Consider the following 13,638-nt stretch of genomic DNA (forward strand, 5'->3'; position numbering starts at 1 on the left):
TCCTTAGAATTTCAATATGACCACACCGACAATCATCATACCAATCCCGATAAATTGCGGAAGCCGCATCTTTTGCTTCATGACGCCAAACCACCCTTTAATATCAATCACAAAGGTCAGGCAGAGCTGGGCAATAAGCAGGGCAGAGATCGTCAGCGTAACGCCAATACCTTGAATTGCAGTAACTTCACTGAAAATAATAAAAGCGGCCAGCGCACCACCCAGCAAATATAAAGGTTTGACCTGCTTGAATCCCTGTTTCTTCGCATCGCGTACGAACAGCAGGATCATTAGCGCCATCAGGAATCCGATGAACTGCGTTATCGTTGCGGCCTGCCATGTGCCGATATCCTGACTAATCCTCGCGTTAGCTACTCCTTGTAAGGTTATACAAGCCCCAGCGATAAATGCAAAAATAATCCCTTTCATAACTTCTCTCCTCTATGTTTATCTCTGTCTTCATTAAAAGTCATAATCCCCATTTACGGTAGGACATATGTCCTGAACAGATATTTCTGTTTAACCGTATCGCATTCTATAGACAAAACAAAGCCCGTCTCAGGCCTAAAAAGGCTTAAAACGGGCATACACATTGCAATAGTATTAGTCCAGTAGCTTCATCTCATGTAGCTGATCAAAAATGATCCGGCTGACAGCCGAGACCCGCTCCCGGTCTTCATAGACAAGCCAGTTAAGCTCGGCAATCTCCGAGGCCGGTGACAATTCTCCAGTGTAATCGGCGGTAAAACAGGTCATCTTCACCTGTATACCCTCTGTTTTGCCATGTGCCGGTGCTTCAAAAATGCCAAACCGTATAGCAGTATCCGGAAGAATTTCTACTGACAACTCCTCCCTCACTTCCCGGATCAGCGTCTCTGCATCCGTCTCACCGGGTTCTCTTTTTCCACCGGGAAAATAATAGGTATCTTTACCATGGGAACGTGCCCCCAGCACACGCCCTTCCCGGATCAGAATCCAGGCAACCTTATCGATTATTTCACGCATAACGACATCAGCCTCCTGAGCATTTCCCCGCCGTTCAGCTTACGGGCAAAAAATCATTTTTGATATGCATATACTCTTGTGCTTCATCCCAAGGTACTGAATAAGACTGCCCTTTGGAACAAAAAATTGATGAAGAAGGATAGGCCGGATCAGCATCCTTATTATAGTTTTTGAGGGCGACTACCGTTTCTGTCTGGTGGCAAGGCTGGTACTCGGAGACTTTTAGCGATAAAGCCCCTTTTCCTTGGGTCATAGAAGCAAGTCGCACTGCGTAATTCATAAAAGTAGCTACGGGAACCTTGCCGGTAACCACTGCTTTGCTTTCGGTTATCTCCGGTGGATCAAATGTACCGCTGGCCTGCTGTATATCCGTCATTACTTTACCTAGATAATCTGAGTCTATCCTGATTTTGAAGTCGTAGACAGGTTCCAGCAGGATATTCTCTGCTTGTTCAAGCCCCTGACGCAAGGCCCGCAGCGCCGCTTCCCGAAAATCTCCGCCATGAGTATGCTTGTTATGCGCTCTTCCGCTAAGAAGCGTCATCCGCAGATCGGTGAGCGGAGAACCTGTAAGCAGGCCATGGTGTCCGCTCTCCAGCAGAACTTGTCCGATCTGATGCTGATAACCCACCGCAAGCTCATCGGGATGGCATGCATTAATGAAATGTAGCCCGCTGCCCCGTTCTCCCGGCTCCAGCTTCAGCAGAACCTCTGCATAGTGCTTCAATGGCTCAAAATGTCCGCAGCCATACACTGCCGCAGCAATCGTCTCCTTGTACAGAATCTCTGGCGGGCCAAAAGCTACCGGGATCATGAACCGTTCCCGCATCATCTGCTCCAGAATCTCCAGCTGAATCTGGCCCATCACCTGGATATGGAGCTTCTGCAATGTCACATCCCAGCTCACATTCAGTGACGGGTCCTCTGCCCCCAGCAGTTGAAAGGCATTCAGAACCTCCTTCAAATGAACGGGAGGCTCGAACAAGACCTTGGACTTTAGCGTGGGAACCAGTTCGCTGTCTCTTCTGTCCTGCAAAGCTCCCACACCATCGCCCGGCTTCGCCTTCGACAGACCGATCACAGCAAACAACTCTCCTGCTGCAGCCCAATCCACGGAAGTATGTTTCACACCATTTACTTTACGGATTCCGGTAATCCGTTCAGGATCAGCCTCATCCTCAGGCCTGCAAACCAGCTCATCTCTTACTTTGAGCATACCCTGCAGCGCTTTGATATAGGTAATGCGGGTCCCTTTGTCATCATGGCGGATCTTGTATACTCTTCCGGCAAAAGGAAGGCTAGCATCATAATCGGAATAGGTCAGGTACTCCAGCTTATCCAGAAAAGAATCGATTCCGAGATCCAGCAATGCTGATCCCTGCATGCACGGAAATAACTTACCCTCACGGACCATGGACCTCACCGCTGCCTGCCAATCCGATTCACTCATGGACCCCTCAAAATAAGCATCCAGAATATGCTCATCACGTTCAGCAAGGCTCACCTTCAGCTCCTCGGGCAATACTGTACCTACCCATTCCGGGAGAAGAATTGCGCCATCACTAAGCTGGGTGAGTATTTCTTCGTACACACGCTGTGGATCTGCACCCCTACGGTCCGTTTTGTTGATAAAAAAGAAGGTTGGAACCCCGTGACTGCGCAGCAGATGCCATACCGTTTCTGTATGGCCTTCCACACCTTCAACAGCGCTGACAATCACCACGGCATAGTCCAGCACCTGCAGCGTACGTTCCATCTCTGGTGAGAAATCGACATGTCCGGGAGTATCCAGCAGAAAGTACCGCGTATCTCCGCGCACAAATTCAGCCTGATCGGCAAATACAGTTATTCCGCGTGCCTTTTCAATCTCATGGGTATCCAGAAACGTATCTTTATGATCTACTCTACCCCGGCTGCGAATGGCCTGGGTATGATAGAGCAGCTGCTCGGCAAATGTCGTTTTGCCAGCATCGACATGTGCGAGCAGTCCGATGGTTAAATTCTTCATATTGTAAGGCTATACACCTCCACGGATATGCGGTGCAACTTCAGTATTGTAAAAAGCGCTTAGCCGTTCCATTTCAACTGTGCTGAAGGATGGAACTTCTGAGGCAGCCAGATTGTCAGAGACCTGGGCTTCATTCTTGAAGCCTGGAATCACGCAGCTGACCGCTGGATGATCGAGAATCCAGCGCATGGCCGCTCTGGCCATACTGCCGCGTCCTTCCACAATCCAGTCAAGTTCCCGCGCGAGCTCCACACCTTTTGCAAACGGAAGTCCGGCGAAGGTTTCCCCCACATTGAACTGCTCTCCGTTGGCATTGAAATTCCGGTGGTCATTGGCAGCGAAAGTGCTGTTCTCCTTAAATTTGCCGGTCAACAGTCCACTGGCCAGCGGCAGCCGCACAAGGATTCCCGCTCCTGCAGCTTCCGCCCGGGGCAGCAGTGCAAGTGCCGGCTGTTGACGGAACAGATTGAAGATGATCTGGAGTGCTTCTACACCCGGATACTCCAGACTAAGCAGTCCTTCTTCAATGGTCTCAACACTGACTCCATAATGACGGATTTTCCCGTCTCTCTTCAGCTTGTCCAGCACTTTGAACACGCTTCCGTCACGCAGGATCTCAATGGGCGGACAATGGATCTGATATAGATCTATAGCCTCCCGGTTCAGACGGCGAAGACTCTGCTCGCAGTAATCGCTTACCTTACGCTCCGAATATGTCTCCGGATCATGGATGTCACCCGCACGGCAAAATTTAGTCGCGATATGGATCTCATCCTCTTTGCCTTTGGTTGCCTTCGCGAGCAGCTCCTCGGCATGGCCGGAGCCATACACATCTGCAGTATCAAAGAAGTTAACGCCCTGTTCCATCGCCAGCTTAAGCCCTTTCAACCCGTCTTCATCCCGGCTCACGCCCCAATCGCCGCCGATCGCCCATGTGCCGAAGCTGACCTCGCTTATTGATAATCCTGTATTGCCAAGTTTGCGGTAGTTCATAGAATTAGCCTCCCGTTCTGAGATATATTCCTGTTCTATTATGATCGGTTTGCAGAGCTTGGTCCAGTCTCAGGAGTGAGAACATCATCAAATGGTCATCTTTTATTGCGAATCGGTTGAGTTAAGAACTACTCTTTGTTAAGGATGTATACCACCGTCTTCACTTCACTGTCCGAGAGGGCCGAATAAGTGAAGGTCATTACATTCCCTTCGCGTTTTTTCAGTGTCAACATTTTGGTCAACACATAAGGGTCAGAGCCGTCTGCTGTGTCCCAATCCTTGCGATCCTCAGAACGGATTAATTCCGCACTGAGATTCGTATATTCTCCAGAAAGTGTATGGATTGCAAACAGCCCGGTATGTTTCAAATCACGAACAAGCAGCACATCTTTAGCCGCGTATTCGACGGTGAAGTCTCCCGTTATTCCGCTTCCCTGCTCCAGTTCAAACAGCTTACCGAGACTGCCATCGGCATTAATATACTGAACGTTCTTGCCGTCAGTCATGTACAGCTGTTCCGACGGGAGCCCTGTAGAATGGGGGTAAGAGGGAATAATGGTATGATAGTTCATTTGCTTCACTATTTTACCGTTCTGGATGAGTGCCTGATAGCTATTACTGAAATCATTGAACATTGCGTAGTGCTTGTCGATCAGAAGCAGCAGATCGTTGCCCTTCCCTGCATTCTTGATCTGAAGCCAGTGGGTATAGGGGGATTCACCCAGTTGAAAAGTACCGATGGACTCTGGCTTGCTGTCTGTGGAAGATCTAAAGAAGATTTCCCCACTCTTCTGGGATACCCAGTAGGCCCTGCCCTTAATGGATGTAGAAGTGAATCTCGGTTCATCTACGAGCATGATGTTGCCCGTGCTCTTATCTGTCCAGGTTTTGCCGCCCATAGCACTTACAGCTGATACCAAGTGAACGTATAACTTGCCATTGAGAATATTCGGTGCCTTCGCAAGCAATAAAGGCGTGCTATTCGTAGTCGCTGTTTTTGAATTTGCCTTCATGGTCACTTCACGGCCTGGACGTATCAGTACGACTGCTCTTGTCTTCTGATTCCAGGACAACGCATAGCCCATAGACTCAGCCAGTTCCTTCAGTGGAACCCATGTTGCCCCCTTTACTATCATTTGACTGCTGCCCATTGTGGTGCTTTTGTCATTTAATAAAATTCCGCTTTCCCTGGCTGCATGTACTGTACCGGTGCTCAAGGCAAAAAACAAGGCTGCCGTTAAGTAGCCCATTGACTGCTTCCATTTCCTCATTCGCAAAGTCTCCTTTATCATAATTCTTACAAATTGGACGCACTTCGTTGGATAAAGTTTCAAAATCATGTCTTTAGGTCCTGATTTTACTACATGAGATCCGCTCTGCTATGATAATTCTGGAGGCGACTGAAATGACACTTGAATTCATGACTTTCGAAGAGTGGGATGATACACTGTGGGCAGCGATCGAGCCGATCTACTGTGAGGCTTTTCCGCACGGGGCCAAGCCGGTGAAGATCCTGCATGCCATGCTAGACAAGAAAATCGCCTGGCTGCATGCCGTTTACCTGGACGGGGAAATCGCCGGGATGGCGGTTACAGGTCTTACCGGTCCAGCCGCCGAACGGATGCTAATCATCGACTATTTGGCCATAGATACCCGATTACGCAGCCAAGGTCTAGGAAGACGGTTTCTGGAGATCATCCGCGATTGGGCAGTCCAAGAGCATCACATTCAGGCAGTTCTAATCGAAGTAGAAGCTGGCGATACAGAAGAAGATGCGGCACGGGTCCATTTCTGGGAGCACTGCGGGTTTATTCCAACGTCGTACGTACATCAGTACATCTGGATTCCCGAGCCTTACCGGGCTATGGTGCTGCCGTTAAGCCAGGATTTTGTCATTACAGATGAGGGTCAAACCCTATTCCGCCATATTACTAAATTTCATACGAAATCTTTTCGTAACAGCGACAAGTAGAACAACCTTGAGGAGGACGAAGTATGCTGTTTGAACTTATCAAATTTCCTGAAGTCGTGCCGAGTATGGGCCAACTTGTCGCTGTCCAGGCGTTAAAAGGAACCGGGGAAGGAGCAGTCTCTTTGCTTGCGCTGGATCGGAATAGTGATCTCTGGCAATTTGACTTACACACAGGACAAGCAAGAATGCTGCTGCATGTCGATATACCCGATTTGATATTGGAGGAACCTGTTCAGATTGTAATTTCAGCAGACGAATGCTTCGCTGCGATTTCGGGTAGATTCAGCCAGCACGCAGCGTTGTATGATCTCCAAGATTCCAAACAGATCATGTCATTGTCTCGGGACAATTATCATTATGATGTATGTACCTTCCCGCTTGCTTTTGCTGAACATGAGGGCAGGACACTGTTGATTCACGGTACAGAATGGAACCGGCTGGATTTGCTCGATGTTCGTTCGGGTGAGAATCTGTCTACACGTCAGTCAACAGTTTCCTTAGCTGAAGGTGGAGAACAGCTCACGAAACAAGTCCTCGATTATTTTCACGGTAAAATCTATGTCTCCCCTCAAGGAAAATGGATCGTCGATACGCGGTGGCACTGGCAGCCTGTCGCATCCATACGCTCCTGGAGTCTTCCAGCCTGGATCTCGAACTGCTGGGAGTCAGAGGATGGAGATACCTTACGGGTGCTCGGAGACTACATGGAAGATTGGGATCAACCGGCAGCCTGGCTCGATTCTTCAACCTTAGCTGTATGGGGTCAACTGGCAATTGATTTATTCGATGAAGAGGACACGAAAGATTACGGTGAAAACCCTTATTCTCATTTTCTGACTATATTTGATCTGCAAACCGGGGAACGTAAGAAACTGTTCATTCCAGTACCTGAATACCGGACAAAACCCTTGATCGATGGGAAACATTATTATCCCCGCGGACATATTGCTGCAGTGAACGGCAAGATTGTAATGTGGGGACCGAAAAATGGCTTATCCATCTTTAATCCTGATACGGGTGAAATGGAGTATACCGACAAAACTTTATGCCCCTATTTCTATCATCCTTATGCAGAGGTTTTTCTTGAGATAGATACATCCGGCCGTATTGTTGGCAAGCGGTTTATCTAAGTTGAGGTTATACAACAAAAGCCTCCCAGAGACCTGAGAGGCTTTGCTATCTCACTGAACAGAGAGATAAAATCTTATTCGTAGGGATGACGTTCAGTTCTATAACCGGTGATTATTATACTACAGTCTTCCTTTTGCAAACTCATAGAATCCAAGTGCATGTTCCCAGTCCGGGAACCCGGCTTGGGCCATTTTGTCGCTGCCGCCACCTTTTCCCTGGAATTCTCCGAGATTGGCTTTGAAGAAGGTGCCACAAGACAAATCCGTATTGCCGCAGGAAGCCAGCACTACCTTATTCTCCGCAGCCGTCAGCAGCAGCACGGGAAGTTCTGTATGAGCAGTCAGCTTCATGGCCAGACTCTGCAAATCCTTAAGGGATTTATCCTCAAAGACTTGAGCGGCTACCCTTGCTTCGGACTCAAGTCCAGACAAGAGCTCTTTGGCCAAATAATGATCATTCTGTTCCTTAAGTGTACTCAGTTCGGCTTGCAGTTGATTCTGCTCGGCTTCCCATTTCCCGATCCGGTCCATAATTTCATCTTTGCCTGTATTGAACTTCGCAGAAAGCGCGCCAAGGATACGCTGGTTATCGTTAGCTTCGTCGAGTGCACGCCCGCCGCATTTGAAAGTGATCCGGATGTTCCCCTTCTGCTTCTCCGCTCTTACCAGCTTGATCATCCCAATTGCTCCTGTAGCAGATACATGAGTCCCGCCGCAGGCGTTATGCTCCACTCCCTCAATCTCTACAATGCGGATGTTCTCTGTAACCTTGGGCAGCTTCACCAGCGGCAGGTTAGCCATTTCTTCAGCGGTGACAAAATAGCTTACGATTCGGTGGTCAAGCACAACCTGACGGTTGACTTCCTGCTCTGCAGCAGACAGCTGATCCGGGGTTAGCTCCTGAAGCTCAATGTCGATGGTTGCGTAATCATTCCCCAGGTGAAAACTCAACGTATTTGCTTCAAACCGTTCAAGGAATACCGCCGACAACAGATGCTGGCCGCTGTGTTGCTGCATATGGTCAAATCTGCGGTTCCAGTCTAGCTGACAGCTCACTTGGTTTCCTTCGGGTAGACGATCCACCTTGTGCAAGACCTCGTCTTCTTCTAGAATGACGTCCTGTACGAGGATTCCGTCTATGGTTCCTGTGTCGCAAGGCTGCCCCCCTCCATGAGGATAGAAAGCCGTCTCTTCCAAAATCAGATAATGCCCGTCCTCACGATCTACCACTTTACTAACAGAGGTCTGCCATTCCTTCAAATAGGCCGAATCATAATATAGCTTCTTAGTCATATCAGTGTTCCTTTCTGAATCGTCTTTTGTGCATCAGTGCATCGTATCCCATATTTGTTTCCCGATCAAGATCAGAGTAACCGTGATGAACAGGGGGCGAATATAGCTGGATCCCTTGCGGATAGCTATTCTTGAACCCACTAGAGCACCGATCACGATCGGAATGCCCAGCAGCAGGCCATAATACAAGCTTACTGAGCCAAATGCGGCAAACGTCAGCAGACTTGCGATATTACTGGCAAAATTCAGTACCTTCGCGTTGCCTGCGGCCGTTACGAATTCAAATCCCAGCATGAGAAAGGCGAAGATCAGGAACGAGCCGGCACCCGGACCAAAGAATCCGTCATAAAATCCAATGACAAGCGCAACACCCATGCCTATTATTAACGATCTTTTGCTGTCTTGGGAGTAGGTGGAGACGTCACCCCATGACTTTTTGAACAAAGTATAGACCGTAATGACAACCAGCATCACGATCACAAGCGGCTTCAGAAATTCTGAAGGTACTTGCCGGACGGTCAATGAGCCAGCCACCGCGCCAACAAGTGAGAACGGAATTAGAAACTTGACCATTCCAAAATTGATCTTCCCGGAACGGACAAAAGACGCGGTACTGGTGAATGAGCACATGGTCCCGGCTAATTTATTACTGCCCAGCAGCAGCGGGAGCGGAATGCCGGCAGCGAGCAGCGCTGGAATGGAGATCAGACCTCCGCCTCCCACTACAGAATCAATCACACCCGCCAAAAAACCGCAAATCACCAAAATCAAAATCATTGCTATACTGCCATGTTCCATAATGCAAAAAAGCCTCCTGCCAGTATGTAAGTGTCATACAAACAAATTTCAGCATACACAATTTCGCGGGCTTGTACCATAGAATTCTTTGAATACTTTATATATATCAGTCTGTACATCCCATACACGAAAAAAAGTGACAGGAACCTTCCCTGCCACTCTTGTCCAATCCGTGTTTGCAAATGCTCATTTATACGTATTCTGTTCGTTTTTCTTATACGTGGTTTTGTCATCCCGCAGCGCTTCCTTGCGGATATCGCTTTTCTTCTGTTCCATTTGCTGGGCTTCCTGGCTGGTCACCGCCACCTGATCCAGCTCCTCTACGGTGTTGATCAGATTCTTATCCGGTTTGGTGTGATTATCCATTGTATTGCCTCCTGAAAAGTAGTTGTAGGGTGATGGGTCGCATCAGTTTATTGTGGCAAGATATGGGGCGGATTATGCGCTGTTGCTGGATTAATGATGAACATGTGCGCACAAAAAAACCGGATAAGCAGATTCATGATCTGCTTGTCCGGCTCATGCGTACAATAATTCTATTCTTCCGAATCTACGTTGTGGTAGACCTGCTGTACATCATCCAGTTCCTCCAAAGCATCAATCAGCTTCTCAAACTGTGCTTCGGCATCCTCTGGAAGAGCTACATAGTTCTGGGGGAGCATCGTCAGCTCTGCAACAGTGAAATCGGTAATTCCCGCACCGCGGAATACTTCTTGAACTGCATGGAACTGGTCAGGCTCGGCATAGACGATGACAGCATCGTCTTCTTCCAGCACATCACGCACATCCAGATCCGCTTCAATCAGCAGCTCCATCACTTCGTCGGCTGTTTTACCTTCTAGACCAATGACAGCTGTAGGCTCAAACATATAGGTTACCGAACCGCTGACACCCATATTGCCGCCGTTTTTACTGAATGCAGAACGCACCAGAGGAGCAGTACGATTGACGTTGTTCGTCAATGCGTCAATGATGATCATCGAACCGCTTGGTCCAAAACCTTCGTATCGAAGTTCTACGTAGTTCTCATCACCGCTGCCTTTGGCTTTGTCGAGTGCCCGGTCGATAATGGCCTTAGGTACATTGTACGTTTTGGCACGCTCCAGCACGACTTTTAGTGCCCGGTTCGATTCAGGATCAGGTTCACCCTTCTTCGCGGCTACATAAATTTCTACACCAAACTTGGCGTATACCTTACTTGTATTGGCATCCTTGGATGCCTTCTTTTCTTTAATATTATTCCATTTACGACCCATATTGTTCCCGCTCACTTTCCAACATTAATTATAAACAGTCCAATATATTATACCTCTGCTCTGTGTATCCCGTAAAGGGCAGTCCCGGTGTACGCTAAAAATCCAGCAAAGCCAGTAACCTCTCCTGTCCGACTGCCTGGATCAGTACAGGGATTCGGGGACCGGTCTCCTGACCCAGCACCAGCTGATAGATTAGGGTGAACAACCGTTTTTGACGGTTTTTCATTACTTTTTTATCCTCGTCATAACAAATCGCGTATATCTCTGTCATCATCTGCTCATCCTCCATCCCTCCGGTTCTAATCAGCCCGCAAAAGGCTTCCAGCCACTGTTGTTCATGAGTCTCCAAAGTTTCATACAGGGCAATATCACGGCTGCCATTTACGGTAACCAGCTTTTGCGGCATCCAGTGTTTGATCCAATATTCCGCCCGCTCCGCTATTTGCAGAAGCCCGTTCACATCTACTTCCTCCCCGTTATGTGTCATCATCTCATGCAGCAAATTTTGATCGAAATGAATCAGAGGCAGCAGTCCTGCAATAGGGCCGAAGCTAGGTGTATTCAGGTCCAGCGGATGAATCAGCGATAGTTCTACCGCCGAATGAATATCATCAGTGAGCGTATGGGAACTGTAAGCCTTCCGATAACGTTCAAATTCCGTATAATTGCGCAGCACATCTTCATCCATCCCGATATGAAACTCAGCATTGGGCTGGTATTTGGCAAACAGAAACAGAATATTCTCCGGTAAATAGACCTTCAGCAGATCATCTGGGGTGTAGTTGTTCCCGGACGAGCTGGACATTTTGGCAAAACTGCCTTTGATTCGAATAAATTCGTAAGGCTCATACATTGGCGGTGGATTCCCGTATATCCGCTCGGAGATCACGGAGGCTACATTGTAGCTGCCAGTTTCTGATGAATGATCACGGCCTCCAGGCTCGAACAGTACTTGCTCCACATTCCAGCGCATCGGCCAGTCGATTTTCCATTGCAGCTTGATATTATCCGCCTTAGCAACAGACACAATACCGTGATGACCGCATGTACAGCTATAAGTTAGGTGCTCTTTCTCTTCATCAAAAGAATGTACACTAGTCGAGTCCCTGCCACAATCCCCGCAATACACACTCACAGGATAAAATGCGGCTCTCTCTGCTTCGCTGGCTTCCCCTGTTTTGAAGGACATCAGGATGTCATAGATCTCTCCCCTACTCTGAAGTGCATGAAGAATTCCGGGTGCATACCGGCCGGATTGATACTCTTTACTCTGATAGATGAATTCGGGTCTGATCCCAAAAGCGCTCAGCGCCTGTTCAAATTCCTGTTCGTAATGCTCCGCATAGGAGTTGTGGCATCCGTATGGACAAGGAACTTGCGTGTAGGGCCTGCCAATATACTGCCCGAAGCTTGGATCGACATGAACCGGAACTTTGCGGAAACGGTCAAAGTCATCCCACGAAAAAATAAACCGCACTTTTTTGCCTGCTTTTTCAAGTGCTTTACTTACAAAATAAGTGGTCACAATCTCCCGGAAATTCCCGATATGGATGTGACCTGATGGACTGATCCCTGATGCGCATACAAATGTCTGCTGCTCCGGGTGGCTTTCGATTAACCGTTTTGCTATTTTTTCGGACCAATGCATGGATAATCACCTCAACAATTATTGTGTAAACGCAAAAAAGCTCTCATCCGCAAGATTGTCATCTTGAGGACGAGAGCTGTAATCAGCGCCGTGGTACCACCTCTGTTCGCGAACATGTCTCCATGCACGCCTCTTCAGGTACGGCCATTACGCTTATACCCTATCTCTGTAACGGGAGAACCCGTCATAGCATCCTTGGGCATGTTGCCCAATTCCGTATGAAGCTCGGAGACTTTTTTCGTTAGGCACACCGCTGCTCCGTTTCACCATTCCGAAGCTCTCTGTGAACTATGCCGCCTAACTACTCTTCTCGTCATTGCTGAAGTGATATGTAATTTTTCAATATAATTCACTATAACAAAACTAGTACGGTATGTCATTATTCAATCTGACTGAGAATATTTGCTACTCCATCAAACCCACACTTCATTCGCCGTTTCAATAATCAGCCTAACCTTATCCCACTGCTCTTCCTCGGTCAGCATATTCCCTTCCTCAGAGGAGGCGAATCCGCATTGGGCGCTGAGGCACAGCTGGTCAATCGGGACAATCTGTGCGGCTTCTTCGATACGTGCCATGATCTGCTCTTTGTTCTCCAGACCGCCGTGTTTCGTAGTTACCAGGCCAAGCACAACCTGCTGCCCTTGAATGAAACGGAGCGGATTGAAGTCACCGGAACGTTCATTGTCGTATTCCAGGAAAAAGGCATCTACTTCAGCCTGTCCAAACAACGTCTCAGCTACGGGCTCATACCCGCCGGCGGCAAACCAGGTAGAGCGGAGATTCCCCCGGCAGACATGCAGTGCAATCGTCATATCCTGCGGCCGCCCGGCTATGCTGTCATTGATCAGCCTTACGTAATCCTTGGCGAGCTGATCGGGATCAATACCGCGGCTGCGCAAGTGCGCCCTGTGTCTACCGCTGCACAGCGTCCCCCAAGTTGTATCGTCCAATTGCAGATAACGGCAGCCTGCTTCATAGAATGCCTGGATGGCATCCTGATAGACTTGGATGATATCACGGAACAACGTCTCACGATCCGGGTAGATCTCATTGCCGTTGTAATCCTGTACGAAGTGAAACAATGCCGGAGAAGGAATGGTCATTTTGGTAAGGGTATCGCCAGCCATCTGCTGCAGCTCCATGAATTCTTCAACCATGGGATGATCCCCGAAGGCGATTTTGTCTACGATCCGGAAGCTTTCAGCACGTTGAACAGTTTCTTTGGCGCCTTTTCCCTGATCCAGACTGATCTTCTGTGTACCCGTGATCCCAAGAAAGAAATCGAGATGCCACCAGGATCGGCGGAATTCCCCGTCAGTAACGGCTTTTAGTCCCAAAGCCTTTTCCTGTTCCAACAGTTTGAATATTTCCCTATTCTCGACTTCATGAAGCTGCCCGTCTGTGATTGCTCCATGCAAACGTTGATTGCGTGCGGATTTCAGTTCCTCTGTGCGGAGGAAGCTGCCGACGATATCGTAGCGAAAGGGTGGAGTATTTCGTGTGGTGCCGGTAACTGGACTGATCATACGTCC

Annotated in this window: 13 protein-coding genes and 1 other annotated feature; of the genes, 2 read left to right on the forward strand and 11 right to left on the reverse strand. The window is 48.5% G+C overall.

Going from position 1 to position 13,638, the window contains the following annotated elements; all coding sequences use genetic code 11:
• Positions 1-3: 3 nt before the first annotated feature.
• From ACAN54_RS03495 to ACAN54_RS03515, 5 genes are all read right to left on the reverse strand, one after another.
• Positions 4-429 carry a DMT family transporter gene (locus ACAN54_RS03495; RefSeq protein WP_379152598.1) on the reverse strand — a complete coding sequence of 142 codons (426 nt, stop codon included), beginning with the start codon at positions 427-429 and terminating at the stop codon, positions 4-6.
• Between the two features lie 174 nt (positions 430-603).
• Positions 604-1,005: an NUDIX hydrolase gene (locus ACAN54_RS03500; protein WP_379152601.1), complete on the reverse strand. Its 402-nt coding sequence runs from the start codon at positions 1,003-1,005 to the stop codon at positions 604-606.
• Positions 1,006-1,039: 34 nt separating this feature from the next.
• On the reverse strand, positions 1,040-3,013 hold the full coding sequence (locus tag ACAN54_RS03505) for a GTP-binding protein (protein WP_379152605.1): 1,974 nt from the start codon (positions 3,011-3,013) through the stop codon (positions 1,040-1,042).
• Positions 3,014-3,022: 9 nt separating this feature from the next.
• Positions 3,023-4,006, reverse strand: a complete 984-nt coding sequence (locus ACAN54_RS03510; RefSeq protein WP_379152609.1) for an aldo/keto reductase — start codon at positions 4,004-4,006, stop codon at positions 3,023-3,025.
• A gap of 128 nt (positions 4,007-4,134) precedes the next feature.
• Entirely contained in the window at positions 4,135-5,277 is a 1,143-nt protein-coding gene (locus tag ACAN54_RS03515) for a copper amine oxidase N-terminal domain-containing protein (RefSeq protein WP_379152612.1), read from the reverse strand.
• A 134-nt stretch (positions 5,278-5,411) separates the two neighbouring features.
• Between ACAN54_RS03515 and ACAN54_RS03520 the strand changes: the two genes are divergently transcribed.
• A complete protein-coding gene (locus tag ACAN54_RS03520; RefSeq protein WP_379152615.1) occupies positions 5,412-5,978 on the forward strand; it encodes a GNAT family N-acetyltransferase in 567 nt (188 codons plus the stop codon).
• A gap of 23 nt (positions 5,979-6,001) precedes the next feature.
• Positions 6,002-7,108, forward strand: coding sequence for a hypothetical protein (locus tag ACAN54_RS03525; RefSeq protein WP_379152618.1), 1,107 nt, complete (start codon positions 6,002-6,004; stop codon positions 7,106-7,108).
• Positions 7,109-7,228: 120 nt separating this feature from the next.
• Here the strand turns inward: ACAN54_RS03525 and ACAN54_RS03530 are convergent, their stop codons facing one another.
• From ACAN54_RS03530 to ACAN54_RS03555, 6 genes are all read right to left on the reverse strand, one after another.
• Positions 7,229-8,401, reverse strand: coding sequence for an alanyl-tRNA editing protein (locus ACAN54_RS03530; protein WP_379152621.1), 1,173 nt, complete (start codon positions 8,399-8,401; stop codon positions 7,229-7,231).
• Positions 8,402-8,434: 33 nt separating this feature from the next.
• Positions 8,435-9,199: a TSUP family transporter gene (locus tag ACAN54_RS03535; protein WP_379152624.1), complete on the reverse strand. Its 765-nt coding sequence runs from the start codon at positions 9,197-9,199 to the stop codon at positions 8,435-8,437.
• Between the two features lie 186 nt (positions 9,200-9,385).
• A complete protein-coding gene (locus ACAN54_RS03540) occupies positions 9,386-9,565 on the reverse strand; it encodes a hypothetical protein (protein WP_379152626.1) in 180 nt (59 codons plus the stop codon).
• 170 nt (positions 9,566-9,735) lie between these two features.
• On the reverse strand, positions 9,736-10,455 hold the full coding sequence (locus ACAN54_RS03545; RefSeq protein WP_379152628.1) for a YebC/PmpR family DNA-binding transcriptional regulator: 720 nt from the start codon (positions 10,453-10,455) through the stop codon (positions 9,736-9,738).
• A 94-nt stretch (positions 10,456-10,549) separates the two neighbouring features.
• A complete protein-coding gene (lysS, locus tag ACAN54_RS03550) occupies positions 10,550-12,103 on the reverse strand; it encodes a lysine--tRNA ligase (protein ID WP_379152629.1) in 1,554 nt (517 codons plus the stop codon).
• A gap of 62 nt (positions 12,104-12,165) precedes the next feature.
• Positions 12,166-12,429, reverse strand: a binding site (T-box leader).
• Positions 12,430-12,516: 87 nt separating this feature from the next.
• Positions 12,517-13,632, reverse strand: coding sequence for a 5-methyltetrahydropteroyltriglutamate--homocysteine S-methyltransferase (locus tag ACAN54_RS03555; RefSeq protein ID WP_379152630.1), 1,116 nt, complete (start codon positions 13,630-13,632; stop codon positions 12,517-12,519).
• Positions 13,633-13,638 lie beyond the last annotated feature (6 nt).

The sequence above is a fragment of the Paenibacillus diazotrophicus genome, from assembly GCF_042610465.1.